The 26697-nt window shown below is 66.0% G+C and carries 28 protein-coding genes; 14 read left to right on the top strand and 14 right to left on the bottom strand.

Features of this window, described 5'->3' with window-relative positions:
* The first annotated feature begins 114 nt into the window (after window positions 1-114).
* From DES44_RS13505 to DES44_RS13490, 4 genes are all read left to right on the top strand, one after another.
* Window positions 115-1092 (top strand): tripartite tricarboxylate transporter substrate binding protein, encoded by a 978-nt coding sequence (locus DES44_RS13505; protein WP_058935393.1) that lies wholly within the window; start codon window positions 115-117, stop codon window positions 1090-1092.
* Window positions 1093-1179: 87 nt separating this feature from the next.
* The gene (sbcB, locus tag DES44_RS13500) at window positions 1180-2637 is read left to right on the top strand and encodes an exodeoxyribonuclease I (protein ID WP_058935392.1); all 1458 of its coding nucleotides are present in this window, start codon (window positions 1180-1182) and stop codon (window positions 2635-2637) included.
* A 188-nt stretch (window positions 2638-2825) separates the two neighbouring features.
* Window positions 2826-3770: a GGDEF domain-containing protein gene (locus tag DES44_RS13495; protein WP_058935391.1), complete on the top strand. Its 945-nt coding sequence runs from the start codon at window positions 2826-2828 to the stop codon at window positions 3768-3770.
* A 196-nt stretch (window positions 3771-3966) separates the two neighbouring features.
* Window positions 3967-4269 (top strand): flagellar basal body protein, encoded by a 303-nt coding sequence (locus DES44_RS13490; protein ID WP_058935390.1) that lies wholly within the window; start codon window positions 3967-3969, stop codon window positions 4267-4269.
* A gap of 66 nt (window positions 4270-4335) precedes the next feature.
* Here the strand turns inward: DES44_RS13490 and DES44_RS13485 are convergent, their stop codons facing one another.
* The 14 genes from DES44_RS13485 to DES44_RS13425 all read right to left on the bottom strand — a co-directional run bounded on the left by DES44_RS13485 (window position 4336) and on the right by DES44_RS13425 (window position 17176).
* Window positions 4336-6303: a bifunctional 2',3'-cyclic-nucleotide 2'-phosphodiesterase/3'-nucleotidase gene (locus DES44_RS13485; protein ID WP_083525631.1), complete on the bottom strand. Its 1968-nt coding sequence runs from the start codon at window positions 6301-6303 to the stop codon at window positions 4336-4338.
* Window positions 6300-6815: a free L-methionine (R)-S-oxide reductase MsrC gene (gene msrC, locus DES44_RS13480; protein WP_058935389.1), complete on the bottom strand. Its 516-nt coding sequence runs from the start codon at window positions 6813-6815 to the stop codon at window positions 6300-6302. Before msrC ends, DES44_RS13485 begins: the two co-directional genes overlap by 4 nt.
* Window positions 6816-6945: 130 nt before the next feature.
* Window positions 6946-7422, bottom strand: a complete 477-nt coding sequence (locus tag DES44_RS13475) for a DUF2269 family protein (protein ID WP_058935388.1) — start codon at window positions 7420-7422, stop codon at window positions 6946-6948.
* Window positions 7419-7595: a hypothetical protein gene (locus tag DES44_RS25085; RefSeq protein ID WP_157592962.1), complete on the bottom strand. Its 177-nt coding sequence runs from the start codon at window positions 7593-7595 to the stop codon at window positions 7419-7421. Before DES44_RS25085 ends, DES44_RS13475 begins: the two co-directional genes overlap by 4 nt.
* Window positions 7596-7626: 31 nt before the next feature.
* Window positions 7627-8016: a DoxX-like family protein gene (locus DES44_RS13470; protein ID WP_058935387.1), complete on the bottom strand. Its 390-nt coding sequence runs from the start codon at window positions 8014-8016 to the stop codon at window positions 7627-7629.
* Window positions 8001-8876 carry an NAD-dependent epimerase/dehydratase family protein gene (locus tag DES44_RS13465; RefSeq protein WP_058935386.1) on the bottom strand — a complete coding sequence of 292 codons (876 nt, stop codon included), beginning with the start codon at window positions 8874-8876 and terminating at the stop codon, window positions 8001-8003. The genes DES44_RS13470 and DES44_RS13465 overlap by 16 nt, the downstream gene beginning before the upstream one ends.
* Window positions 8877-8880: 4 nt before the next feature.
* A complete protein-coding gene (locus tag DES44_RS13460; protein WP_083525630.1) occupies window positions 8881-9417 on the bottom strand; it encodes a thiol-disulfide oxidoreductase DCC family protein in 537 nt (178 codons plus the stop codon).
* A 50-nt stretch (window positions 9418-9467) separates the two neighbouring features.
* The gene (locus DES44_RS13455) at window positions 9468-9998 is read right to left on the bottom strand and encodes a GbsR/MarR family transcriptional regulator (RefSeq protein ID WP_058935385.1); all 531 of its coding nucleotides are present in this window, start codon (window positions 9996-9998) and stop codon (window positions 9468-9470) included.
* A 114-nt stretch (window positions 9999-10112) separates the two neighbouring features.
* The gene (acnB, locus tag DES44_RS13450; RefSeq protein ID WP_058935384.1) at window positions 10113-12704 is read right to left on the bottom strand and encodes a bifunctional aconitate hydratase 2/2-methylisocitrate dehydratase; all 2592 of its coding nucleotides are present in this window, start codon (window positions 12702-12704) and stop codon (window positions 10113-10115) included.
* 57 nt (window positions 12705-12761) lie between these two features.
* The gene (locus tag DES44_RS13445; protein WP_058935383.1) at window positions 12762-13262 is read right to left on the bottom strand and encodes a type II toxin-antitoxin system VapC family toxin; all 501 of its coding nucleotides are present in this window, start codon (window positions 13260-13262) and stop codon (window positions 12762-12764) included.
* Window positions 13263-13270: 8 nt separating this feature from the next.
* Window positions 13271-13516 carry an AbrB/MazE/SpoVT family DNA-binding domain-containing protein gene (locus tag DES44_RS13440; RefSeq protein WP_058935382.1) on the bottom strand — a complete coding sequence of 82 codons (246 nt, stop codon included), beginning with the start codon at window positions 13514-13516 and terminating at the stop codon, window positions 13271-13273.
* 636 nt (window positions 13517-14152) lie between these two features.
* Window positions 14153-14704: a hypothetical protein gene (locus DES44_RS13435; RefSeq protein WP_058935381.1), complete on the bottom strand. Its 552-nt coding sequence runs from the start codon at window positions 14702-14704 to the stop codon at window positions 14153-14155.
* A gap of 139 nt (window positions 14705-14843) precedes the next feature.
* Complete coding sequence (locus DES44_RS13430) at window positions 14844-15875, bottom strand: HpcH/HpaI aldolase/citrate lyase family protein (protein WP_058935380.1); 1032 nt, start codon at window positions 15873-15875, stop codon at window positions 14844-14846.
* A 314-nt stretch (window positions 15876-16189) separates the two neighbouring features.
* A complete protein-coding gene (locus DES44_RS13425; RefSeq protein ID WP_058935379.1) occupies window positions 16190-17176 on the bottom strand; it encodes a malate dehydrogenase in 987 nt (328 codons plus the stop codon).
* A gap of 349 nt (window positions 17177-17525) precedes the next feature.
* On the opposite strand from DES44_RS13425, the gene DES44_RS13420 reads away from it, so the two are divergent.
* The 10 genes from DES44_RS13420 to DES44_RS13375 all read left to right on the top strand — a co-directional run bounded on the left by DES44_RS13420 (window position 17526) and on the right by DES44_RS13375 (window position 26686).
* The gene (locus DES44_RS13420) at window positions 17526-18308 is read left to right on the top strand and encodes a GntR family transcriptional regulator (protein WP_058935378.1); all 783 of its coding nucleotides are present in this window, start codon (window positions 17526-17528) and stop codon (window positions 18306-18308) included.
* 103 nt (window positions 18309-18411) lie between these two features.
* On the top strand, window positions 18412-18852 hold the full coding sequence (gene sdhC, locus DES44_RS13415) for a succinate dehydrogenase, cytochrome b556 subunit (RefSeq protein ID WP_058935377.1): 441 nt from the start codon (window positions 18412-18414) through the stop codon (window positions 18850-18852).
* A gap of 108 nt (window positions 18853-18960) precedes the next feature.
* On the top strand, window positions 18961-19323 hold the full coding sequence (gene sdhD, locus DES44_RS13410) for a succinate dehydrogenase, hydrophobic membrane anchor protein (RefSeq protein WP_058935376.1): 363 nt from the start codon (window positions 18961-18963) through the stop codon (window positions 19321-19323).
* A 3-nt stretch (window positions 19324-19326) separates the two neighbouring features.
* Complete coding sequence (gene sdhA, locus DES44_RS13405; protein ID WP_058935375.1) at window positions 19327-21132, top strand: succinate dehydrogenase flavoprotein subunit; 1806 nt, start codon at window positions 19327-19329, stop codon at window positions 21130-21132.
* A 17-nt stretch (window positions 21133-21149) separates the two neighbouring features.
* Window positions 21150-21854, top strand: a complete 705-nt coding sequence (locus tag DES44_RS13400) for a succinate dehydrogenase iron-sulfur subunit (protein ID WP_058935374.1) — start codon at window positions 21150-21152, stop codon at window positions 21852-21854.
* A gap of 33 nt (window positions 21855-21887) precedes the next feature.
* Window positions 21888-22166 carry an FAD assembly factor SdhE gene (locus DES44_RS13395; protein WP_058935373.1) on the top strand — a complete coding sequence of 93 codons (279 nt, stop codon included), beginning with the start codon at window positions 21888-21890 and terminating at the stop codon, window positions 22164-22166.
* 36 nt (window positions 22167-22202) lie between these two features.
* On the top strand, window positions 22203-23513 hold the full coding sequence (gene gltA, locus DES44_RS13390) for a citrate synthase (protein WP_058935372.1): 1311 nt from the start codon (window positions 22203-22205) through the stop codon (window positions 23511-23513).
* Between the two features lie 202 nt (window positions 23514-23715).
* On the top strand, window positions 23716-24732 hold the full coding sequence (locus tag DES44_RS13385) for a LacI family DNA-binding transcriptional regulator (protein WP_058935371.1): 1017 nt from the start codon (window positions 23716-23718) through the stop codon (window positions 24730-24732).
* On the top strand, window positions 24729-25700 hold the full coding sequence (gene rbsK / locus DES44_RS13380) for a ribokinase (protein WP_058935370.1): 972 nt from the start codon (window positions 24729-24731) through the stop codon (window positions 25698-25700). The genes DES44_RS13385 and rbsK overlap by 4 nt, the downstream gene beginning before the upstream one ends.
* A 20-nt stretch (window positions 25701-25720) precedes the next feature.
* Window positions 25721-26686, top strand: coding sequence for a nucleoside hydrolase (locus DES44_RS13375; RefSeq protein WP_058935369.1), 966 nt, complete (start codon window positions 25721-25723; stop codon window positions 26684-26686).
* Window positions 26687-26697: the final 11 nt, after the last annotated feature.

Here is a 26697-nt window from a genome sequence, read left to right as displayed (position 1 = left end):
ACTCGTCCACCTGCGAAACCATGATGTCGGCCGTGCGCGCAGCGCCGGTGGGCTCATCGCCCCAGGCCGCGACCCATCTGACTGCGACCCATCAGACCTTCCCAGGGGTGCTCCATGCAGCGACGTGATCTGATGGGCGCAGGCGCCGCATGGCTGGGCTTGTCGTCCGTGGGCGTGTACGCGCAGGATCGTCGCGCGGGCGGATTTCCCAGCCGCCCGATCACGCTGATCTGCCCGTGGCCGGCAGGCGGTTCCAGCGATGCCGTCATGCGGGCCTTTGGCGACAGCCTGTCGCGCCAGCTCGGCGTGCCGGTGGTGGTGGAAAACCGCCCGGGCGCGGGCGGGACACTGGGCGCCACCGCCATGCTCACCGCCAAGCCGGACGGCTACACCCTGACGCAGTTGCCGCTGGGCGTCTACCGCCTGCCGCACATGCAGAAGATGCCCTTCGACCCGCTGCGGGACCTGCAGCATGTGATCGGGCTGACCGGCTACACCTTCGGCATCGTCTGCACGCCGGAGTCCCCGTTCCGCAGCTTGCAGGAGATGGTGACCTGGGCCCGGGCCCACCCCGGCCAAATGACCTACGGCCACACGGGAACCGGCACGACGCCCCACCTGGCCTTCGAGGAATTCGCCCACAAGGCAGGGTTCCGCACGCAGGACGTGCCCTACAAAGGTTCTGCCGACATCCTGCAGGCCATCCTGGGCGGCCATGTGCCGGTGATGTGCGGCACGATGGAATTCGCGCCGCAGGTGAGGGCGGGCAAGCTGCGCCTGCTGGCCACCCTGGGGCGTGAGCGCAACAAGGCCTTCCCGGACGTGCCGACGGTGAAGGAGTCGGGCTGGGACACGGTCAGCGAATCACCGTTTGGCATCGGCGCCCCTCGCGGGACCGACGCAGCCGTGGTGCGGACCTTGCACGACGCGTTCCGCCGCACCCTGGACGATCCGAAGGTGCTGGAGACGCTGGAGCGTTTCTACCAGCCGGTGCTCTATATGAGCACCGAGGCGTATACCCGGTACGCGCAGCAGACGTTCGAGGCGGAAAGGGCGACCGTGGCCCGCATGGGCCTGGCGGGGAAGAGTTGAGCGACGGGGGGGGGCGACCACCCCGTTGGCGGGTTCCTGTCCATTCCACCGGTCAAGCCCGGCCGCGGTAAGGTATCGTGCCGCCCCATGCATGACCTGACTTTCTACTGGCACGACTACGAGACCTTCGGCCGCGTGCCTCGCCGCGACCGTCCGGCCCAGTTCGCCGGTATCCGCACCGATGCGGAACTCAACGAGATCGGCGAGCCGCTGATGGTGTACTGCCAGCCGTCCGCCGACAGCCTGCCCGACCCCGAATCCTGCCTGCTCACCGGCATCCTGCCCCAGACCTGCGCCGAGCACGGGCGGCCCGAGCATGAATTTGCCGCGGCCATCCACGCCGAGCTGTCCCGCCCCGGCACCGTGGGCCTGGGCTACAACACCATCCGCTTTGACGATGAGGTGACGCGCTTCCTCTTCTGGCGCAACCTGATGGACCCCTATGCCCGGGAATGGCAGAACGACTGCGGCCGCTGGGACCTGCTGGATGTCGTGCGCTGCGCCTATGCGCTGCGGCCGGAGGGCATCGAATGGCCGCGTCACGAGGATGGCCGCCCGTCTTTCAAGCTGGAACACCTGACCAAGGCCAATGGTCTGGCCCATGAGGCGGCGCACGATGCCTTGTCCGACGTGCGGGCGACCATTGCCCTGGCCCGACTCATCCGTGCCCGACAGCCCCGGCTGTGGGACTTCTGCCTGAAGCTGCGCCGCAAGGACGCGGTGTGGCAGGAAATCGGCACCCAGCGGCCCTTCCTGCATGTCTCCGGCATGTATGGGGTGGAGAAGGGATGCATCGCGCTGGTGTGGCCGCTGGCCTCGCATCCGACCAACAAGAACGAGCTGATCGTCTGGGATCTGTCCCACGACCCCCGTGAACTGCTGGACCTGGATGCTGACACCATCCGCCAGCGGCTCTACACCCGTCAGGACGAGCTGCCGGAAGGTGTGACGCGCCTGCCGATCAAGACGGTGCATGTGAACAAGTCACCCATCGTCATTTCGTCCTTGAAAATCCTGTCGCCCGAGATGGCGCAGCGCTGGGGCCTGGATGTGCCGCAAGGCCTGGCCCATGCCGAGCTGCTGGCGCAGCGCGGTGGCGAAATGATGGGTCGCTGGGCGGAAGTGTTCCAGCGCCCCGCCGCCGGTGGCGAGGTGGACGTGGACGAAGACCTGTATGGCGGCTTCCTGGGCAATGAGGACCGCCGGGCGCTGGAGCGTCTGCGGGGCCTGTCGCCCGAGGCGCTGGCGGAGCGGGTGGCCCAGGGCAAGGTGGCGTTCGAGGATGCCCGGCTGGAGGAGCTGCTGTTCCGCTACCGCGCTCGCAACTGGCCCGAGCTGCTCAGCGGCGATGAGCAGGCCCGCTGGGAGAAACACTGCGCCGACCGCCTGCACCTGGGCGCGGGCGGGGCCCAGACGCTGGCCGAGTTCTTCGACCGTATCGACACCCTGGCAGAAGCCGCCGAGGCGAGCGAGGACGAACGGGCGCAGGAGATCCTGGCGGCTCTGTACGACTGGGCCGAGCAGATCGCGCCGCCGGCCCCTTGAACGTGGCGCCCCTGGTCCAATTGGGCTCGATCCAGCTCGGTCTGGCTTGATCGGACTGACCCTCGCTCCCGCTGGTTCACCCCAGGGAGGGGGAGGCCCGCCCATCACCGGGCTTCCCTGAATCGCCCAAAACAGGTACACCTTCACCTGAGCATCAGGGCGCCGCAGTGCGCAGAGACGGAGACACCATGCTGACCCCAGACGCCGCCGGCACGCCGGCTGATCTTGAACGTGGCGCGGCCCGCATGCGGGCCTTGCTGGTGCGGGCGCCGCTGGCGGTGGCCTTCACCTCGGCCGGACGCTTTGAAGTGGCGAGCGAGCCGTTCAATCAGCTGTTCGGGCATGGGGACGACACCGACCTGGCCGGCGCCGACGTGAGTTCGGTGGTGGTGTCCGAGGCCGCCCACCAGGCCCTGCAGGCCCGTCTGGGGACCGCCTTTGGCGGTGGACGGCCGGTGGACGAGGAAGTGGAATTCGTGCGCCGCGACGGTTCACGCTTCTGGGGACGCCTGCAAGCGTCGCCGGTGCTGTGGGAACAACCAGCCGGGGAAGCGATGTGGGTGGTGGAAGACGTGTCCGCCGCCCGCGCCCAGCGCATGCAACCCACCTGGGCCGCCAAGCACGATGTGGTGACCGAGTTGGCCAATCGCCGCGAAATGGAACGGCGCCTGGCGGACCATGTGGGCAGCCGTCGGCATGAGCCGGTGTCGGTGCTGCTGGTGGACATCGACAAGTTCAGCGCCGTGGTGCAGGGCATGGGCACCGAAGTGGCAGACCATTTCCTGTATGGGCTGGGCCAGATGCTGGTGACCAAGGTGCGGGCATCCGACGTGGTGGCCCGCCTGGATGCCGACCACTTCGTTGTGCTGCTGCCCGACTGTGACCAGCATTACGCCCAGATCGTGGCGGAGAAGGTGCGTGCGGCGGTGGCGTCCTTCCGCCTGCGCTGGGGCCTGCACCGCACGCGGGTGAAGGCCAGCGTGGGGGTGGTGCAGCTCCAGCCGAGCCTGGACACGGTGGAATCGGTCCTGGCCGCTGCTGGACTGGCCTGCGCGGAAGCGAAGGCGGCGGGCGGCGACAGCGTTCGGGTGTTTGTCTCCAACGGCTCGTTCGAGGAGCTGGCAGGCGCCTGAGGGCGATCAGTGCACGCTTGAAATGAGAAATTGGGTGGGAAATCCCATTCTTTTCTCAAGTTCGGCGTGCGATGGTCGATAGCGACGGATAGAGTGCCTCCTTGAGGCCCTCAGCCTCCAGGCTCAGCGGCGACGCCATCCGGCGGACCTGCTGTTGAGCCTCACCGCTGAGCCACCACCGCGAGCGAGCCCCATCATGTCTACCAACAGCCTGTCGACCGTCTTGTCCGGCATCTCCGCCGCCAACGAGCGTCTGCGGGCGTCCGCCAACAACATTGCCAACCTGAACACGGAAGGCTATCGGCGGGAGCGGGTGGAAGCCCAGACCACGGACTCTGGCGGCGTCAGCACCACGGTGACCAAGCTGCCCACGCCGGGCCAGGACCTGGCCACCGATGTGGTGGATCAGCAGGCCGCTGCCTACACCTTCATCGCCAACCTGAAGGTGCTGCAGACGCAGGTGAGGGCGGAAGGCGCGCTGCTCGATATCCGGGTGTGAGCCCGGGCCCTGAGCGGCCCTCGTTCCTCCCGACGTCTCTCCGCTGTCTCTCCGCCGTCTTTCCGCTCAGTCGGCCAGCTCAAACAGCGCCGACCCGTCCCCGTTTTCCCGCACCAGACGCACCGGCGTGCCCGGACCCAGTCGGGCGATCGCCCCTGCGCCTGACAGGAACTGAAGCTTCACGCCGGAGACCGGCCGAATCTTCCAGGAAGGCGCCAGGCCGCCCTTGTCGGCAGACGGCTGCGAGGCCAGATCGCGCGCCAGCGCTTCGCGCGTCTCATCCGGGGCATCCACCACCACCTTGTCGGCGCCCAGCGCGGGGAAATGCCCGCCGCCATAGGCCCGGTAGTTGTTGGTCACCACCAGGAACTCCGCCTGGTCGTCCAGCGGCTGGCCGCGCCAGCTCAGGTTCACCACCCGGTGGCTGTCCGCCGCCTGCCGACCGTCCTTGTCGAAGCGGGCCGGCTGCGTCAGGTCCAGCTCGTACCGAAGACCGTCGTCCGCCCCCCACATCATGTCGAAGTTGAAGCCGGGATAGGTGGTGTCCAGCAGCGCCTGTTTCGCCGGTCCGGCCGGGTCGATGCGGCGGAACTGGCCCGCGGACATCTCCAGCCAGTCCCGCACCTGGGCACCGGTCAGTTTCACCACCTTGATGGTGTTGGGGTAGACATAAAGATCGGCCACATGCTTGATGGCAATCGGCCCGGCTGGAATGTCGGTGTATTGGGTCCAGCCCTGGCGGCCCCCGGACTTGAAGGGCGCTGCGGCCGACAGCATGGGCCACTGCGCCAGCGCCGTGCCTTGCACCGCACGCTGGGCATATCGCAGCTGGGCCTGCGCGACCAGGCGCACGGCCAGGCTGTCGACCGTCTGGCCGAAGTAGCTGTGGATGGGGGTGTCGGTGTGGGCCACCTGGCTGCGCACGTGGTCCAGGGTTGCCTGATGCTCGGCGGCGATGACGGTCGCTGGCATCGGGTCCGCGTCCACCAGGGGCTGGCGACGCGTCCGGTCGAAGATGGGACGCAGCGAGGCCCGGCTGTCGATCACCCGCCAGCGGCCACCCTGGTCGGACAGGCGCAGGTCGATGATGCCCAGATGGTCGCCCCAGCGGCCCGGCATCACCGAGGGCACGCCGAACAGCCGGCCCTTGTCCAGATCGGCGCCGGGATAAGCGGCGAAGCCCGGGCCCGGGAACTCGGTATGGGCATGGCCCAGCAGCAAGGCATCCACGCCCGGCACGCGGGCCAGTTGCGCCGCCATGTTCTCGGACAGGCGCGGCAGTTCGGTCTTTTCGATGCCGGTGTGGGCAATGATCACCACCAGGTCCGCCCCCTGACGGCGCAGTGCCGGCACCGTCTCGCGGGCCACCTCCACCATGTCCCGCACCTGCACACGGCCGGCCAGGTTCTGGCGGTCCCATTCCAGGATCTGCGGTGGCGTCAGCCCCATGACCCCGATCTTGAGCGTGTGCGGGCGGCCTTGCTCGTCGGTGACTTCCCGCTCCAGCATCACGCTGGGCACGAAGGCGTGGCGGCGGCCGTCGGCCTCCATCACATTGGCATTGAGGTAAGGGAAATTCGCCCCGGCGATGGCCTGCCGCAGGAAGGGCAGGCCGTAGTTGAATTCATGGTTGCCGATGTTGGCGGCATCCACCTTCAACAGGTTCAGCACCTTGTAGGCCGGATGCACATCGCCGGCCTTGAGCGGATGCACACGCGCCACCAGGTCCCCCAGCGGGTTGCCTTGCAGCAGGTCACCGTTGTCGAACAGCAGGCTGTTGGGCACCTCGGCCCGGGCCTGGTGAATGAGCGTGATGGTTTTGGCCAGGCCGAATTCCTGCGAAGGGCGGTCCTGGTAGTAGTCGTAGTTCAGCAGGTTCATGTGGATGTCGCTGGTCTGCATCACCCGCAGACGGACCTCCGCCGCATGAACCCCGCCGGCCGCCGACAGGGCCAGCGTCAGGCCACCCAATGCCAGCGCCGCGCGCCTGCACTTCACCCGCCACCCCACGGTGCCCGGCCGCCGACCACTCATGACCAGTCGGTGCCGTCGATCAGGGCGGTCAGCATGGCGCCGAAGCCAGCCGCATCGAGCGCATCAAAGCGGGACGGCTCGGGGCTGTCCAAGTCGAACACCGCCTGCAGACGGCCGTTCGCCACCACCGGCACGACCAGCTCCGACCGCGAGGCCGCATCGCAGGCGATATGGCCCGGGAAGGCATGCACGTCTTCCACCAGTTGCACTTCACGCGTACGAGCCGCGGCGCCGCAGACGCCCCGCTCAAACGGGATGCGCACGCAGGCGACCTTGCCCTGGAAGGGGCCCAGGATCAGTTCCCGGTCATTGGACGGATTCACCAGGTAGAAGCCGGCCCAGTTCAGTTGCGGCACGCTGTTGTAGACCAGGGCCGCGAACTGGGCCAGATTGGCGATGCGGTCCCGCTCGCCATGCAGGATGGCCTGGGTCTGGGTGAGGAGGGTGTCGTAGGAGGCGCGCTTGGCCTCAGGGCTGGACATGTCCAGCAGGGGCGTGTGTTCGAAACTCATGGCGGGATTGTCCTTCAAGCTTCGAGCCCCTCGCCATCACCCGGATTCACGGGGACCTTCGCTCGGAACGGGGGAGCGGGGCCCCAAGAAGAGCGCCCGGCCGCATTGCGGCGTCTCACCCGCAGAGGCTTTAGCCCCACAGCGCCGGCTTGTTCACCATCAGATAGAACACAACGAGCACCGCAATGAACGCGGGGTAGCCCAGCGCCTCCCACCAGCGGGCGTAACGCCAGTAGAGCGCGGGCAGCGGCTGTGACGTGTCCACGGCATGTTGAGCCATGCGGGCCAGGCGCAATTGCAGCCAGACCACCGGCAGCCAGCAGGCGCCCATCAGCAGATAGAGCGCGATCGAGAGCACCAGCCACGGCGAACTGAGCGGCCAGCCGGCCGAGGTGACCAGCCACAGGCCACTCAGCGGCTGGATGATGACCGCCGGCGTGGTGAACCACAGGTCTGCCCGGACCACCAGCCGGGCCACCACCGCCTGGGCAGCGACCGACCCGCTGCGGTTCGCGAAGAACAGGTAGAAGGCGGTGCCGAATCCGGTGCCAGCGAGCAGGACGCTGGAGAGGATGTGAAGCCACTTGATGACGAGATAGGTGTTCATGACGCGTTGCTGGGGTGGTTCTTGTTGTTGTCGCCGACGGTGTCGCTGACGGTGTCGCTGACGGTGTCGTTGAGCGAGTCGATGCTGCTGTCGTTCTTGTCGTTGTTGTGATCGTTGGGACGAGCGCCATCCCTGACCCGCCGGTCCGGCCGGGCCTTGTCGGCGTGCGTCACAGGTGAAGAGAAGGGCGCGTGTGTGGGCTGCTTACGCCGGCGCATCCTCGTGCAGGATCAGCAGCAGCGCTGCAATCGGCACGTTCTTGGACAAGCGGCCCAGCGGGTCCAGCCAGAGCCCGGGGAGGATCAGTGTGGCCACCACCGTCATGCCCAGCATCGCCAAGGCGGCGGCCAGATAAACCCAGCGTCGGTGCCATCGCCACATCGCCAGCCCCAGCAGCAGGTCCAGGCCGGCACCGGCCAGGATGACCGGCACGATCCAGGTGGCAGACACCTGCGCAGCCTCCAGCAGATGCTGGCCTTCGCCGTGCATCTCCAGCACGCTCACCAGCGCCGTGAACAGCCACAGGAACACCAGGCTGGCTCGCGCCAGTCGCCGGGTGCGGCGGTGGCGGAAGGGGGTCAGGCCGATCGCCATGCAGCCTCCACAAATCGTTCCAGCGGCACCGGGCTGCGGCCGAGCACTCGCGCAAACGCGGACGCATCTCCCACGTTGTCCGCCTGCAGCATCGCCAGGCTTTCGGTGCTCCAGGGCTGGAAGGAGAAATGGTCCCCCAGGCGGGCGCTCCATCGGCTGGGGGCCTCCGGCAGCGGCACGACCATCGCCTTGCCGTGGCCCAGTTGCCGGCGCAGCTCGGCAATGAAGTCTGACAGCGACAGGGCCTGAGCCCCCACCGCCGTGACCAGCTCCGGGCCGCCGTCCAGCAGCACGCGAAGCACCGCCTGGGCAACATCTTGCACGGCCACCGGCTGGATGCGGGCCTTGAGCGCCGCGGCCGGGAGCACCATCACCGGCAGTCGGGCCAGGTTCATGAACAGCGCGGAACTGGCACCGCCGCGGCCATACACGATGCTGGGGCGGACCACGGTGCCGTCCAGCCGTCCCTCGGCACGCAGGCGCAGCAGCACCTCGTCCGCGGCCCGCTTGGTGGTGGCATAGCGGGTGTTGAACTGGGCCACGCCATTGGCCGAGATCTGCACCACGCGGCGCACGCCCGACTGGGCGCAGGCTTCAAACAGCGCCGCCGGGGCGCGGTGGTGCAGGGCGTCGAGCTTGCGGTCGCGGGTGTCGCGCAGGATGCCCACGGCATTGACAACCGCATCGAAGCCCTGAAGCCGTGGCAGCCAGTCGGACGGCTGCAGGTTCTGGCTGAAGTTGTGGCTGGCGGAGCTGGCTTCGGTCACGGACAGTCCTGCGTCACGCAAGGTGCGCACGATGCGTCGGCCAATGAAACCGCTGGCGCCGCAGACCAGGATGGAGCGGGCGGGGGTGGTCATCTCATCACTCCTTGGGAAGGGTATTCGGGGTAGAGGCGGGAGGCACCTCGCACTGGCCGCTGGCGCATGCGGAAGCGCCGGCCCGCCGCTGGGCGGCGCGACGCAGCGTGGTCTCCAGGACCAGGTGGGCCACCGACCGCGGGATGCGGTAGCGGTTGCGTGCCACGAAGGGATAGACCCAGTCGACCAGTTGCCGCAGTCCCGGCGCACTGATCAGCCGGGCCAGGCCCCGCAGCCGGGCGCCGGCGTAGATCAGCCGGAAGGCTTCGGCGCCGCGCAGTACGCGGCCATCCGCGCACTGCACATGCAGCAGCGCCATCAGGGCCGGGCGATCGGTGCCTGGGGGATAGGCCTTGAAATCGGGCCTGGACGCGTCTTCAAAACGGAGCAGGCCTGCGACATTGCGCAACTGAAGGTTGGTCATCTCCGCCAGGCACAGCGGGCAGGCGCCGTCGAAGTAGATCGTGAGCGGGTAGACACCCGGGAAGGCTTCAGCAGCGCCGGCGCTGTGAGCCCAGAACCTGGAAAACGGGGTCTTCATGGTGATGTCCGATCTTTCAGTAAGAACAGAAATTGCGAGGCAAAAAAGGGTCACGCCTTGTCGCCGCGCACAAAGCGCTGGACGTTGGCCCCGAGCTTGAGCACCTTTTCCAGCGTGGAGGGAGACAGCCGCATCATTTCTTCCGACCAGGCGCCCAGGGTCTGCATCAGCCGCAGGCATTCGCGCACGCGGTCCTGCGCATCGGGCGTTTCCTGCTGGAAGCCTTCGCCTTCCACCAGTTCGGTGAGCATGCGCACGGTGGGGTCGAACTCCCGCTGCTTGCGCTCCCGCACCACGGTGCGGAAGAGCTCCCAGACATCGACCGAGGTTTCGAAGTAGTCGCGACGGTCGCCCATCAGGTGGGTGACGCGCACCAGGTTCCAGCTGGTCAGCTCCTTGAGGCTGGTGCTGACGTTGGAGCGGGCGACGGAAAGGGTCTCGGCAATCTGCTCGGCATTGAGCGGGTGGCCGTGGAAGTAGAGCAGGGCGTGGATCTGGGCGACGGTGCGGTTGACACCCCAGGCGCTGCCCATTTCTCCCCAGTGGAGAACGAATCGTTGAGCGGTGTGGCTGAGTTCCATGGGGCCGACTTTATGCTTACAGAAATTTCTGTCAAGACAGAAATTAGAGAAAAGAAAAAAGCCCCTCGGCGCTGAACCGAGAGGCTGGTGACTGCGGCCGCGAACGGCCAGCCGTCAGACCGACACCGACTTGGCGGTGTCCGCGTACTCTTCGATCTGGTCGAAGTTCATGTAGCGATAGACGCTGGCAGCATCCTTGTTGATGATGCCCATCGCCTCGTGGTACTCCTGCAGCGTCGGGATGCGACCCAGCTTGGAGCAGACCGCCGCCAGCTCGGCCGAGCCCAGGAACACGTTGGTGTTCTTGCCCAGACGGTTGGGGAAGTTGCGGGTGGAGGTGGACATGACCGTCGCGCCTTCACGCACCTGCGCCTGGTTGCCCATGCACAGCGAGCAGCCCGGCATTTCCGTGCGGGCGCCAGCGGTGCCGAAGGTGGCGTAGTGGCCTTCCTTGATCAGCTCGTTCTGGTCCATCTTGGTGGGCGGGGCCACCCACAGCTTGACCGGAATGTCACGGGCACCGCCCAGCAGCTTGGCCGCGGCACGGAAGTGGCCGATGTTGGTCATGCACGAACCGATGAAGGCTTCATCGATCTTGGTGCCTTGCACCTCGGACATGAACTTGGCGTCGTCCGGATCGTTCGGGCAGCAGACGATCGGTTCCTTGATGTCGGCCAGGTCGATCTCGATGACGGCGGCGTATTCAGCGTCCTTGTCGGCTTCCAGCAGGTTGGGGTTGGCCAGCCAGGCTTCCACATTCTTGATGCGGCGCTCCAGGGTGCGCTTGTCGGCGTAGCCGTCGGCGATCATGTTCTTCATCAGGACGATGTTGGAGGTCAGGTACTCCTTGATCGGTTCCGGATTCAGCTTGATCGTGCAGCCGGCGGCCGAGCGTTCTGCGGAGGCGTCCGACAGTTCGAAGGCCTGTTCCACCTTCAGGTCGGGCAGACCTTCGATTTCCAGGATGCGGCCGGAGAAGATGTTCTTCTTGCCCTTCTTCTCGACGGTCAGCAGGCCGGCCTTGATGGCGTACAGGGGGATGGCATGCACCAGGTCACGCAGGGTGACGCCGGGCTGCATCTCGCCCTTGAAGCGCACCAGCACCGATTCCGGCATGTCCAGCGGCATGACGCCGGTGGCCGCACCGAAGGCGACCAGGCCGGAGCCGGCCGGGAAGCTGATGCCGATGGGGAAGCGGGTGTGCGAGTCGCCACCGGTGCCGACGGTGTCGGGCAGCAGCAGGCGGTTCAGCCAGCTGTGGATGACGCCGTCGCCCGGACGCAGGGCGACGCCGCCGCGGTCGCTGATGAAGTGCGGCAGTTCGCGATGCATCTTCACGTCCACCGCCTTGGGATAGGCAGCGGTGTGGCAGAAGGACTGCATGACCAGGTCAGCGGAGAAGCCCAGGCAGGCCAGGTCCTTCAGCTCGTCGCGGGTCATCGGGCCGGTGGTGTCCTGGGAGCCGACGGTCGTCATCTTGGGCTCGCAGTAGGTGCCCGGGCGGATGCCGGTGCCTTCGGGCAGACCGCAGGCACGGCCAACCATCTTCTGCGCCAGGGTGAAGCCCTTGCCGGAATCGACCGGGGGCTTGGGCAGGCGGAAGAGGGTGGAGGCGGGCAGGCCCAGGAATTCACGGGCCTTGCCGGTCAGCGAGCGGCCGATGATCAGGTTGATCCGGCCGCCGGCGCGGACTTCGTCCAGCAGCACGTCGCTCTTGAGCGAGAACTCGGCGACGGTGGCGCCGTTCTTCTCGATCTTGCCGTCGTAGGGGTAGATGTCGATGACATCGCCCATTTCCAGGTTGCTCACGTCCACTTCGATGGGCAGCGAGCCGGAGTCTTCCTGGGTGTTGAAGAAGATCGGGGCGATCTTGCTGCCCAGGGTGACGCCGCCGAAGCGCTTGTTGGGCACGAACGGGATGTCCTGGCCGGTGGCCCAGATCACCGAGTTGGTGGCCGACTTGCGGGAGGATCCGGTGCCGACGACGTCGCCGACGTAGGCCACCAGGTGGCCCTTTTTCTTCAGGTCCTCGATGAACTGCATCGGGCCGCGCTTGCCGTCTTCCTCGGGCTTGAAGGCCGCGTCAGGGCGCGTGTTCTTCAGCATGGCGAGGTAGTGCAGCGGGATGTCCGGGCGGCTCCAGGCGTCGGGCGCGGGGGACAGGTCGTCGGTGTTGGTTTCACCAGGCACCTTGAAGACGGTGACGGTGATCTTCTTGTCCACTTCAGGACGCGAGGTGAACCACTCGGCGTCGGCCCAGCTGTGGATGACGGCGGTGGCCTGGGCGTTGCCGGCCTTGGCCTTTTCGGCGACGTCATGGAAGGCGTCGAACATCAGCAGGGTCTTCTTCAGGCCGGCGGCGGCGACGGAGGCGACTTCCTTGTCGTCCAGCAGGTCGACCAGCGGCTTGACGTTGTAGCCGCCGACCATGGTGCCCAGCAGTTCGGTGGCCTTGGTCTTGGAGATCAAACTGACCGTGAGGTCACCGTGCGCAACGGCGGCCAGGAAGCTGGCCTTGACCTTGGCGGCATCGTCCACGCCCGGGGGGACGCGGTGGGTGAGCAGGTTGAGCAGGAATTCGCCTTCGCCGGCAGGCGGGTTCTTGATCAGCTCGATCAGCTCGGCGACCTGCTTGGCATCCAGCGGCAGCGGCGGGATGCCCAGCGCGGCGCGCTCGGCTTCATGTTGGCGGTAGGCTTGCAGCATTGCGAACTCCAGTCTCTGTAGTCTCTGGCTTGGGTCAGTGAAGCGGGATCTTGTCGGTCAGGGCGCACGGGGCACGATGACTTTGAGTCCCTTGAAATAATCCCGGAAAAATCCGTGGTCGCGGGTGATGAGGCCGTCACACTGCAGCATGGCGTGGGCGCCGACGAGGAAGTCGGCGAGGGCGCGGGTGCTGGGGGCGAGGTCGGTGGAGGGCGCCGCAGGGGTGCTGGCGGAGGAGCGGGCGGCGGCCTTGGATGCGGATTTGGGGGCGGGAGCCGGCGCGGTCGTCTGGAGCAGGCGCTGTTTGAACTTGCGCTGCATTTCGCCGGCACGGATGGCGGCGCGCTGGTCGATGGGGGAGAAACTCAGGCCCATCTCTTCCAGTGCATCCATGACGTCAGAGCCGTGGCCCAGGCCGGCCGTCACCTCGGACAGCACCACGTCACACAGCACCACAGGGCCGGTGGACAGCGCCAGACGCAGCGCAGCTTCCGCCGCATCGGCGCCCGGTGCGTCGCCCAGGAGGTCGATGAGGACAGAGCTGTCTACGGCAATCATGTCGTGGCTCAGGCCTTGGTGGGATCCGCAGGGGCGCGGCCGCGAAGGTCACGCATGACGTCGTCGGTGGACGTGCCCTCCGGGAGCTTGAAGCGGCCGCGGGCGCGGGAGATGGCATCGTCCACGTTCTTGCGCAGGATGATGCGGGCGCCATCCAGTTCCACCTTGAGCGTGGTGCCCTTGGTCAGGCCCAGTGCATCGCGGACGGCCTTGGGCAGGGTGATCTGACCGCGTTCGGCGACGGTGGCTTCCATGGGGGCTCCCGGGTGATATGGAATGGAGGGTATGGAACGGAAAGTATGTATGGATTCTACATACTTGGGGTTCGGTGGGGAACATTTGCGGGACGGGTGGGGTCTTCCTGCCGCCGCTTCAGCAACATCGAAGACCGGGGGCCCCCTGTTCCCTCCATGCCAGGGCCAGAGGCCCTGGCCTTCGCTAGGCTCAAACAGTCCACAGGACTGTTTGAGTCCGAGCTCAGTCCCTTCTGCCCGGCTCCGCCGGTCATTCATTCCTTAACTTCCGGGAACAGGGGGCCCCCGGCCTTCGATGCGACACACCCTGCCCACTCCACCAACAGCAAGCGCGCAGGTTCGCAGACTCGCTGCCAGCCTCGGTGACGTCATCGAGCAAATCCATGCACAACGCATTCACCCATCAAGACCTATCTGCCCCTCGCAGTCCCAGTCCATCCGTCATGCGCTAAATAGGCCGCGCCCAGAGCCGCAACCCTATACCGCAGCAAAGCCGCACCGCCGCAGCGTTGCTGCGTCGCAGTGCCGTAGAGTCGCAGTGCCGTGGGGTCGCGCAGCCCGGGTGCTATTCGAGACCCAAGCGCAGGACGAAAAAAAGCGCGCCGAGGCGCGCTTTCTTCGCGGAGACGCAGCAGATCAGTGGCCGGCGGGCGTGATGCCCAGGCTGCTCACGGGCACTGCCGAGGCGGAGCGGGCGGCTTCGATGGCAGCGCGCTGGGTCGGGTGGATGCACTCGTCCACCAGGCGGCGGCCAGCGTTCACGTCCAGCAGCATCGACTTGTTGGCAATCTGGACCATCAGCGTGCGGCCCGTCACGTCTTCCAGACGCAGCGCGCCCGTGGACGACAGCACCGGCTTCATCGTGAAGACCTGCTTCAGGAAGGACACGTCGATGTAGCCAGGGTGCTTGGCATTGGGCTGAATGTCCACGGATTGCTTGAATTCGCAGTCGTAGTGGCCCATGTAGGCCTGCTCAGCAGCCGCCAGTTGCTCCGGGCTGGCTTCTGCCAGCGGGGGCGGGCCTGCCGGCTTGGCGGGCGCCTTCTTGGCGGTCGACTTGGCCGTGGCGGCCTTCGCCGGCGCCGGCTTGGTGTTGTTGCCCTGCACCGACGGTTCGGCGCAGGCAAGGCCGGCGGCCAGCAGCAGAGCGGCAGCAACGGTGCTGGACAGAGCGAAGGAGGTTTTCATGGGAGTCGTCTTGAGTCTTTGAAGAAGTCAGTGCAGGAGAGTCGTCCCAGGAGCTCAGTGACCTCTGGCGCGACGGCAAGCGAATTCTCGCGCTGGGCAAGCCGCGTGCACACAGGGTTTGTTTCAAAGGGTAGGGATTTCAAGCAACGCTTGTACTGCTGGCGCCCGCGTTTTGTGGGTTGAACCACGCCTGTTCGATTTGCGCAGGCAGAGGCTGGCCTGTGCGGTATGCACGCTGCAGCAGGTGCCAAAACAGTCGGTAGCTGGCTCGGTCGTGAAGCATGTCACGGTGCTGGATGGGGGCCCAGTCCACCGCCTGCGCGGCGCTCAGGATGTCGATGGCTTCGTCGATCTCGGCCACGCTGGGGGCGAAGGCGTCAATGATCGGTCGAATCTGTTGCGGATGGATACTCCACATGCGGGTGTACCCGAACTCCCGCGCGGCCCGCTCCGCCGCCGACTGGATGGCGCGTTCGCTCTTGAATTCGGTGACGACGCAGTGGGATGGGGTTTTCCCGTAGGTGTGGGCCGCCGCGGCAATCGCGAGCTTGGCACGCACCACCAGCGGATGAGTGAATTGGCCTTCCACCGTGAGCGCGGAACGCGGAATGGCGCCGCGGTGAGCGGAGACATAGTCCATCAGGCCGAAGGACAGGGACTCGATGCGGGGCAGGGCGGCGATGGCCATGACATCGCGCAGCGCGCCGTGCGTCTCAATGAGGGTGTGCAGCGGCAGCGGCTTGCGGATCTGGTGACGTTGCAGGCTGTCATCAATGAAGGCGATGGCGCCTTGCAGGTCTTCCAGGCTCTCGGGCTTGGGGATCATGAGAAACGCGAGCTTCTCTCCGCCGCCGGCAATGACCGCCTCGACATCGGCCTCGAAAGCAGGATGCTGAAATGGATGCACCCGCACGCCAACGCGCCCATGCACATTCAGTGGACCGTTGAGCAGTTGCAGCACGAGCAGCATGTGCTCGGCCTCGCCGCCCACGGGCGCGCCGTCTTCGCAATCCAGGGTGATGTCGAACACCGGCCCCATCTGTGCCTGCAGTTCCAGGCTCTTGACCATCCGCGACTCGACGCCGCAGTAGTGATCGACCACCGGCAGGACGCTCGGCGCCTGGCCCTCATCAAAAAGTGCTTGTGCGGGATGAAGCGAAGTGCTGCTCATGACATCTCAAGAAACCAGTCCAACCATCGACCAGGCCGTCGGCCCTGCGACCCGTAACGCAGGCGCTCATCAGCGACCGGCGCCATCGTCCCCAAGTGTCACCCAAACCGCCCCGAAACCCCAGGCCACGACCCCCAACCCTCGCACGCACATAAAAAAAGGCCAGCCCTCAGGCCAGCCTTCTTATTCCATTACCGCCTCAGACAGCCCACCCGGCGCAGCCCGGGTGCCCCTCCAGCGGAGCCCGAGGAACTGGCTTCGCCAGGCCTCTGGGCTCGCCCCCTTGAGGGGGCCGCCGAAGGCGGTAGGGGGGATTACAACAGATGTTTTACGCCGTTTTGTTCGTCGGTCAGCTCAGCCAGCGTCTTGTTGATGCACTCTTGCGAGAACGCGTCAATCTCCAGACCCTGCACGATCTTGTATTCGCCGTTCTCGGTCGTGACCGGGAAGCCGAACATCACGTCCTTCGGGATGCCGTACGAGCCGTCCGACGGCACACCCATCGTGACCCACTTGCCATTGGTGCCCAGGGCCCAGTCGCGCATGTGGTCGATGGCGGCGTTGGCAGCCGAAGCCGCCGACGACAGGCCACGTGCGGCGATGATGGCTGCACCACGCTTGCCCACGGTCGGCAGGAAGGTGTTGCGGTTCCACTCTTCATCGTTGATCAGCGGCTTCACGGCCTGACCGTCGATGGTGGCGAAACGATAGTCGGCGTACATCGTGGGCGAATGGTTGCCCCACACCGCCAGCTTCTCGATGCTGCCCACCGGCTTGCCCGTCTTGGCCGCGATCTGCGAAGCCGCACGGTTGTGGTCCAGGCGCAGCATGGCCGTGAAGTTCTTGGCCGGCAGGTCCGGCGCCGACTTCATGGCGATGTAGGCATTGGTGTTGGCCGGGTTGCCCACCACCAGCACCTTCACATTGCGCGAAGCCACGGCATTCAGAGCCTTGCCCTGCACCGTGAAGATCTGGGCGTTGGCAGCCAGCAGGTCTGCACGCTCCATGCCCGGGCCACGCGGACGTGCGCCCACCAGCAGGGCGTAGTCGGTGTCCTTGAAGGCGGTCATCGGGTCGCTGTGCGCCTCAATGCCAGCCAGCAGCGGGAAGGCGCAGTCTTCCAGTTCCATGATCACGCCCTTGAGCGCGTTCTGAGCCTTCTCGTCCGGGATCTCCAGCAGCTGCAGGATCACAGGCTGGTCCTTGCCCAGCATTTCGCCGGAAGCAATGCGGAACAGCAGGGCATAGCCGATCTGGCCGGCGGCGCCAGTCACGGCAACGCGAACGGGTTTCTTGCTCATCACGAGGTCTCCGAAAGTGAAAAGGCAAAAGCCTGTTAAAAGCGCCATTGAAGAAAGCGCAATGGAAGCGGAAGGGCCGTGGATGTCTTCGCGACGCCGCGGCCTGCGGAAACGGTTGTCCGGTCGGCGTGGTCGCGAGCCGACGCCAGCGCCCACAAGTGTAGGCCCATCAGGCCCGCCGCGCTTGGAGCAAGCCGTCTTATTCGCCCACCCGAAAGCGGTTCAAAGCCCAAAACCCCGCTCCAACATGGCAAGAATCTGACACTCTTGTGTCTTATATAAGACTAACCCGCTGGGTCTCCCGGTTTTGATGGACGTCAACCCAGGGTTTGTGCTCGAATGCCGCCCCATGTCTCCCCCCTTCCCGTCGCCCCATCCGGTCACGCCGCTCAATGAGCTGGCGCGTGCCGAGGCGACACCGGCATTCAGCCCCCTCTACCGCCAGATCAAGGGCCTGATCCTGGCCGGTCTGCAGGCCGGAGAGTGGAAGGCCGGAGAGACCATCCCCAGCGAAATGGAGCTGGCCGGCCGCTTCGGCGTCAGCCAGGGCACCGTGCGAAAGGCCGTGGATGAGCTGGCCGCGGAGAACCTGCTGGTCCGCCGCCAGGGCAAGGGCACCTTCGTGGCCACCCACGCCGAGCAGCAGCAGCAGTTCCGCTTCCTGCGCCTGACGCCCGATGCCGGTGCCTCGGCCACCCTGGGGCGCCAGCTGCTGGACTGCCGTCGCCAGCGCGCCCCGGCGTGGATCGCCCGCCAGATGAATCTGCGCGCCGGCGATCCGGTCATCGAGATCCGCCGACTGCTGCACAGCGGCGGCGAGCCGGTGGTGCTGGACGACATCTGGCTGCCCGGCGCCATGTTCAAAGGCCTGACCGCCGAGCGCCTGCGGGAGCATCGCGGTCCGTTCTATGGCCTGCTCGAAACAGAATTTGGTGTGCACATGATTCGTGCACAGGAAAAGATCCGCGCAGTTGCAGCCGACGTAGAAGTCGCTGGGCTGTTGCAGGTGTCGCCCGGCAGTCCGCTGCTGAGCGTGGAGCGGCTCTCCTTCACCTACGGCGACAAGCCGGTGGAGTTGCGCCGCGGTCTCTACAACACGACCCATCACTTTTACCGCAACGATCTTCAATGAAGGGTCGCGGGGCCGTTGTTGAACGACATGCGCCCTCGATGCCTGCCAGACACAAGTCATTGCTCTAAAATCATTGGGTTTCACATCGATTACAAGGTCGGACATGACGGACGCCACTTCAGCCACCACCAAGAAACGACCGGTCTACACCAACATCCATGTCACGCAGATCGTCGGGTACCGGCTTCCTCCGGCCGGCATCGTGTCGATCCTGCATCGCATCAGCGGCCTGCTGATGTTCTTCCTGCTGCCCTTCGTCATCTGGCTGTTCGACAACAGCCTGACGTCGGAAATCTCCTATGAGTCCTTCACCAGCGCCTACCTGGCCGGCATCGGTTTCGTGCCTGCCTGGTTCGTCAAGCTGGCGACGCTCGGGCTGATCTGGGCTTACCTGCATCACTTCATCGCCGGCGTGCGCCACCTGTGGATGGACGCCACCCACAGCGTGACCAAGGCCCAGGGCCGCAACAGCGCCATCGTGACGCTGGTGCTGAGCCTGGCGCTGACCGTCCTGCTGGGCGCCAAGCTGTTCGGCCTGTACTGACCGCCGCGGCGAGTCATGCCCGCATGACTCCTGCAACCACGGTCGCCGATGGATTGACCGCTGATTGACGACTGATTGACGACTGATTGACCCGAGGGGCAAATCAAAATGACAACTTATGGATCCAAGCGCATCGTTGTCGGTGCGCACTACGGCCTGCGTGACTGGATGGTCCAGCGCGCCACGGCCCTGCTGATGGCCGTGTTCACCATCGTGCTGCTGGTGCAGGTGCTGTTGCCAGGCCGCACGCTGGGCTACGACCTGTGGGCCAGCATCTTCAGCCAGCAATGGATGAAGTTCCTGACCTTCGCGCTGATCATCTCCCTGTGCTGGCACGCCTGGGTCGGTGTGCGCGACATCTGGATGGATTACGTGAAGCCGGTGGGCGTGCGGTTCGCGCTGCATGTGTTCACGCTGGTGTGGTTGACGGGTTGCGCGGGTTGGGCGATCCAAGTGCTCTGGAGGCTGTAAGAAATGCAAATCGGAACCTCGCTCCCCAAGCGCAAGTTCGACGTCGTCATCGTTGGAGCCGGCGGCTCTGGCATGCGCGCTTCGCTGCAACTGTCGCTCGCCGGCCTGAATGTGGCCGTGCTGTCCAAGGTGTTCCCGACCCGCTCCCACACCGTGGCAGCGCAGGGCGGCATCGGCGCCAGCCTGGGCAACATGTCGGAAGACAACTGGCACTACCACTTCTACGACACCGTCAAGGGCTCGGACTGGCTGGGTGACCAGGACGCCATCGAGTTCATGTGCCGTGAAGCCCCGAAGGTGGTGTACGAGCTCGAACACTTCGGCATGCCGTTCGACCGCAACCCCGACGGCACCATCTACCAGCGTCCGTTCGGCGGCCACACCGCCAACTACGGTGAAAAGCCGGTGCAACGCGCCTGCGCTGCGGCCGACCGTACCGGCCACGCGATGCTGCACACGCTGTACCAGCAGAACGTCAAGGCCCGCACCAACTTCTTCGTGGAGTGGATGGCCCTGGACCTGATCCGCGACGCCGACGGCGACGTGGTGGGCGTGACCGCGCTGGAAATGGAAACCGGCGAGATCCACATCCTCGAAGCCAAGACCGTGCTGCTGGCGACCGGTGGTGCCGGCCGCATCTTCGCCGCCTCCACCAACGCCTTCATCAACACCGGTGACGGCCTGGGCATGGCCGCCCGTGCGGACATCCCGCTGCAGGACATGGAGTTCTGGCAGTTCCACCCGACCGGCGTGGCCGGCGCGGGCGTGCTGCTGACCGAAGGCTGCCGCGGCGAAGGCGCCATCCTGCGCAACGCCAACGGCGAGCGCTTCATGGAGCGTTACGCCCCCACGCTGAAGGATCTGGCCCCGCGTGACTTCGTCTCGCGCTGCATGGACCAGGAAATCAAGGAAGGTCGCGGCTGTGGTCCCAACAAGGACTACGTCGTGCTGGACATGACCCACCTGGGTGGCGACACCATCATGAAGCGGCTGCCCTCGGTCTTCGAGATCGGCCACAACTTCGCCAACGTGGACATCACCAAGGAACCGATCCCGGTGGTGCCGACCATTCACTACCAGATGGGTGGCATCCCCACCAACATCCATGGCCAGGTGGTGGTCCCCAAGGGCGACGACTACAAGAGCGTGGTCAACGGTCTGTATGCCGTGGGCGAATGCTCCTGCGTGTCGGTGCACGGCGCCAACCGCCTGGGCACGAACTCGCTGCTGGACCTGCTGGTGTTCGGCCGTGCCGCCGGCAACCACATCGTGGACGCGCACAAGAAGGGCGTCTCGCACAAGCCGCTGCCCAAGGACGCTGCCGACCAGACCCTGGCTCGCCTGAACCGTCTGGAAAGCAACAGCGGCGGTGAATACGCCCAGGACGTCGCCAACGACCTGCGCACCGCCATGCAGTCCCACGCCGGTGTGTTCCGCACCCAGGCCATGCTGGACGAAGGGGTCGGCGCCATCGCCGCCATCCGCGAGCGGGTGAAGAACATCACCCTGAAGGACAAGTCCAAGGTGTTCAACACCGCCCGCGTGGAAGCGCTGGAAGTGGACAACCTGATCGAGGCGGCCCAAGCCACCATCGTCTCCGCCGCAGCCCGCAAGGAATGCCGTGGCGCCCACACCGTGAACGACTACGAGCGTGGTGCCGACGATGCGGAATTCCCGCTGGGCCGCAATGACAAGGAATGGATGAAGCACACGCTGTGGCACAGCGCCAGCAACAGCCTGACCTACAAGCCGGTCAACCTTCAGCCGCTGACCGTTGAAAGCGTGCCCCCGAAGGTTCGTACCTTCTAAGGACGCAGGAGCCAAACATGATCAAGCGCACCTTCGAGATTTATCGCTACGACCCGGACAAGGACGCCAAGCCCTACATCCAGACCATCGAGCTGGAGCTGGCCGGCAACGAGCGCATGCTGCTGGACGCCCTGCTCAAGCTCAAGGCCGTGGACCCGACGCTGTCCTTCCGCCGCTCCTGCCGTGAAGGCGTGTGCGGTTCGGACGCGATGAACATCAACGGCAAGAACGGTCTGGCCTGCCTGACCAACCTGCGTTCGCTGCCGGACGTCATCAAGCTCAAGCCGCTGCCCGGTCTGCCGGTGGTCCGCGACCTGATCGTGGACATGACGCAGTTCTTCAAGCAGTACCACTCGATCAAGCCGTTCCTGCTGAACGAAACGCGCCCGCCCGAGAAGGAGCGTCTGCAGTCGCCGGAAGAGCGCGATGAGCTCAACGGCCTGTACGAGTGCATCCTGTGCGCCAGCTGCTCGACCAGCTGCCCCAGCTTCTGGTGGAATCCCGACAAGTTCGTCGGTCCCGCCGGTCTGCTGCAGGCCTACCGCTTCATCGCCGACAGCCGCGACGAAGGCACGGCCGAGCGTCTGGACAACCTGGAAGACCCGTACCGTCTGTTCCGCTGCCACACCATCATGAACTGCGTCGATGTCTGCCCCAAGGGTCTGAACCCGACGAAGGCCATCGGCAAGATCAAGGAACTGATGGTGCGCCGCGCCGTCTAAAGCGGCACGCTCGCCCTCGCACCGGAGCCCGCCATGACTGCCTCCCCGAACACCCTCATCAACGAGAGGGATCTCTCTAAGCTCAAGTGGCGCTGCCGGCGCGGCTTGCTGGAGAATGACCTCTTCATCGAGCGGTTCTTCCGGCGGCACGAAAGCCAGCTGACCGAGTTCCACGCGGAAGGCCTGCGGCAACTGATGGACCTCGCCGACAACGACCTGCTGGATCTGATGCTGGCCCGCAAGGAGCCTTCGGACGATCTGGCACGGCCGGATGTGCAGGCGGTCCTGGCGATGCTCCGGACGCCGCAATAAGAGACAAGAACCCCACAGAAGTCATAAGGAATGCCCATGACCCCCTCTGACGTCAAAGCCACACTGTCGTTCTCGGACGGCAGCCCGCAGATGGAACTGCCCCTGTACAAGGGCACGATCGGCCCGGATGTCATCGACATCCGCAAGCTGTATGCGCAGACGGGCAAGTTCACCTATGACCCCGGCTTCCTGTCGACGGCGTCCTGCAATTCCACCATCACCTACATCGACGGTGACAAGGGCGAACTGCTGTATCGCGGCTACCCGATCGAACAGCTCGCGGTGAACTGCGACTACCTGGAAACCTGCTACCTGCTGCTGTACGGGGAACTGCCGACCCCGTCGCAAAAGGAAGAGTTCGTCAATCGCGTGACCCATCACACGATGGTCAACGAGCAGATGCAGTTCTTCCTGCGTGGCTTCCGTCGCGACGCTCACCCGATGGCCGTGATGACGGGCCTGGTCGGCGCGCTGTCGGCCTTCTATCACGACAGCACCGACATCAATAACCCCGAGCACCGTGAAATCGCCGCGATCCGCCTGATCGCCAAGATGCCGACGCTCGTGGCCATGGCCTACAAGTACACCATCGGCCAGCCCTACATCTATCCGAAGAACGACCTGTCCTATGCAGGCAACTTCATGCGGATGATGTTCGCCACGCCTTGCGAAGAGTACAAGCCCAATGACGTGCTGGTGCGCGCCATGGACCGCATCTTCACGCTGCATGCCGACCACGAGCAAAACGCCTCGACCTCGACCGTGCGCCTGTGCGGTTCGTCCGGCACCAACCCGTTCGCCGCCATCGCTGCCGGCGTGGCCTGCCTGTGGGGCCCCGCCCACGGCGGTGCGAACGAAGCCGCACTGAACATGCTGCACGACATCCAGAAGCAGGGTGGCGTGGCCAAGATCGGCGAGTTCATCAAGCAGGTGAAGGACAAGAACAGCGGCGTCAAGCTGATGGGCTTCGGTCACCGCGTCTACAAGAACTACGACCCGCGCGCCAAGCTGATGCGCGAGACCTGCCACGAAGTGCTGAGCGAACTGGGTCTGGAAAACGACCCGCTGTTCAAGCTGGCCATGGAACTGGAAAAGATCGCGCTGGAAGACGAATACTTCGTCGCCCGCAAGCTCTATCCGAACGTGGACTTCTACTCGGGCATCGTGCAGCGCGCCATCGGCATCCCCGTGCCGCTGTTCACCGCCATCTTCGCGCTGGCCCGTACCGTCGGCTGGATTGCCCAGCTGAACGAAATGATCGGCGACCCCGAGTACAAGATCGGCCGTCCGCGTCAGCTGTTCGTCGGCGCCACCAAGCGCGACGTCAAGCCGATCGCCCAGCGCTGATACACCCCTTGAGGGACAACCCCTGAACCTTCGGGTGCAGGGGTTTTTTTTCGTCCGCTCGCAGGGCGCCCCCGTGTTCATTCGAGTCGATGGGATATGCTTCGCCGTCTTGCAAACGTTTGCAGCCATGACCGACGGCAGTACAGCGCGCATCGGGTGCAATCCACGTCTCCATCCATTCTGAAGAAAGCCAAAAACCGGAATGAGCACCATCAAGGATGTGGCCGCGCTGGCGGGGGTGTCCTTCACCACGGTGTCCCATGTGCTGAACAACACGCGGCCGGTCAGTGCGCAGGCGCGGGCGCGTGTGCTGGCGGCGGTGGACGAGATCGGCTACCTGCCCAGTGCAGTGGCCCGGTCGCTGCGTCGCAGCGAGACCAAGATCGTCGGCGTGCTGGTGCCCAATGTGCGCAATCCCTTCTTTGCTGAGCTCGTGGTGGGCGTGGAGGAATGGTGCCGGCAGGCCGGCTATTCGGTGTTCCTCTGCAATTCGGACAACGATCCCAAGCACCAGCAGTCCTACCTGCGCACCTTGCTGGAAAAACGCATCGACGGCCTGCTGCTGAGCTCCGCCGGCGATACCGAAACCCTGGCCACCACCTTCCGTCACGCCAGCGTGCCGGTCGTGACGGTGGACCGCCTGGTGCCGGGCGCCCGCGCAGACCGGGTCAGTGTCAACAACCAGGTCGGCGCGGCCGCTGCCGTGCGGCATCTGCTGGACCTGGGCCACCGCCGCATCGGCTGCGTCAGCGGCCCGGCGGAATTCGAGGTGACGCAGGAGCGGGTGGCCGGCTGGCGATCCGCCCTGCGCGAGCGCGGCCTTGAGGCCGACGACGGCTGGCTCATCGAGAGCGACTTCAGCACCGCCGGTGGCTATGAAGCCGTCAAGACGCTGCTGACCCGCCAGCCGGAACTCACCGCCGTTTTCACCAGCAACGACCTGATGGCCATGGGGGCCCTGCGCGCCGCCGCGGAGCTGGGTCGCAGCGTCCCTCGCCAGCTCAGCGTCGTCGGCTTTGACGGCATCGAGCTGGGCAGCTACATCTATCCCGCCATCACCAGCGTGGGATGCTCGATCCGCGACCTGGGCCGGGAGGCCGGTCGCGCGTTGATCGAGCGCATCGAGAACCCGCAGGCGCCTTTCAAGGACCTGCAGCTCACGCCGCAGCTGGTGCTGCGTGAAAGCACCTCTGCGCCTTTGTCTTCGGAGCAAGCATGAATCTGGAAAAGGCTGCGGCCACCGTGGTGGTGGTGGGCAGCATCAACATGGACCTGGTGGCGCATGCCAGTCGGCTGCCGGCCCCGGGTGAAACCTTGATCGGCGAGGCCTTCGCCGGCACACCGGGTGGCAAGGGCGGCAACCAGGCCGTGGCCGCCTCGCGTCTGGGCGCGGACGTGGCGCTGGTGGGGCGAGTGGGCCTGCGTCAGCACGGCCATGAGCTGCTGGCGGCGCTGGAACAGGAACATGTGTCCACCGATGCCATCCACCGCGACGACGCGGCCTGGCCCGGCGTGGCGGTCATCATGGTGGCCCGGGACGGCGGAGAAAACGCCATCGTCGTGGTGCCCGGCAGCAATGCCGACCTGACGCCCGCCGATGTGGAAGCCGCTGCCCGCCAGATCCAGTCTGCACGCGTGGTCGTGGCGCAGCTGGAAGTGCCGGTGCCGGCCATCCAGCGCGCCTTTGAACTGGCCCGCCAGGCCGGTGTCACCACCGTGCTCAATGCAGCGCCGGCCCAATCGCTGCCGCCGGCCTTGCTGGCCTTGACGGACTGGCTGGTGGTCAATGAAACCGAAGCCGCGCAGCTGTGCGGCGACGCGCTGGATGCCGCCGCACGGGTCGACGAACTGACGCTGGCCCGCGAAGCCGCTCGCCATCTGCGCACGCTGGGCCCTCGCCATGTGCTGGTGACGCTGGGCGGGCAGGGCGCCTGGCTGCTCGGCGACGAGCATCCGCAGGGCCACCACCTGCGGGCCACCCGGGTGGATGCGATCGACACCGTCGGTGCCGGCGACACGCTGGTCGGCGGTCTGGCCGTCGGCCTGGCCGAAGGGCTGGAGCCGCTGCAGGCCGCGTCCCTGGGCCAATCGGCCGCCGCGCTCGCGGTCAGCCGCTCCGGTGTGCAGCAAGCCATGCCCTACCGTTCCGAGCTGCCGGCCCTGGCCGACAGCATGACTCCTGCCTGACCTGGAAAGCCGTATCCGCCATGGACAGCTCCAAGATTCCCGTTATTTACGACACCGACCCCGGCATTGACGACGCGCTCGCGCTGGCGTTGCTGGCGGCCCATCCCCGGTTCGACCTGCTCGCCATCACGGCGGTGCACGGCAATGCGTCGGTGGCCGTGACCGCCCACAATGCACGCGGCCTGGCGGCCCTGTTCAAGCTGGACATTCCTGTGGCCACCGGTGCCGCCGGCCCGCTGCTGGACCACCGCCGCCGTGACGGCGCCCTGCATGTGCACGGCGACGATGCCCTCGGCGGCATCGCCCACCAGTTGCCCACGCCCACCCGGGCGGCGGACTCTCGCCCGGCCCACCAACTGATCTGCGACCTGGTCAATGAGCGCCCGGGCGAGCTGACGATCGTGGCCGTCGGCCCGTTCACCAACCTCGCGCTGGCCCTGCGCCAGGATCCCGGCATCGCGGCCAAGGTCAAGCAGGTGGTGGTGATGGGCGGGGCCTTTGGCCTGAAGGGCCACAGCGGCAATGTCTCGCCGGTGGCCGAGGCCAACATCATGGCCGACCCGGAAGCGGCCGACGAAGTGCTGACCGCCGCCTGGCCCGTCATCGTGGTGGGGCTGGACGTCACCCAGGAAGTCATCATGCGCGAGGCCGACCTGGCCCGCCTGCGCGGCCGCGGTGACGGCGCCGGTGAACTGCTCTGGCAGGCCACCCGCCACTACCAGAAGTTCTACGATGCCCGCGACCGCATTGGCGGCATCTATGCGCACGACGCCAGTGCCGCTGCGGTGCTGCTGGTGCCGGAAGCGTTTACCCTGCGCAAGGGCCCGGTGCGGGTGGCGCTGGAGGGCATTGCCACCGGTCAGACCATCCAGGACTGGCGCGGCGAGCAATCGCAGCCGACCGCCTGGACCGGCCACCCGGCCCAGCAGGTTTGCGTGGCGGTGGATGCGCCGCGCGTGCTGGCCCTGTTCGACGAGATTTTCTGAGGAGATTCCCC

This window comes from Roseateles depolymerans (assembly GCF_003387155.1).
Lineage (GTDB): Bacteria > Pseudomonadota > Gammaproteobacteria > Burkholderiales > Burkholderiaceae_C > Roseateles > Roseateles depolymerans.
The sequence above is the reverse complement of the archived record's forward strand: the minus strand, read 5'-3'. Positions and strand labels throughout refer to the sequence as shown.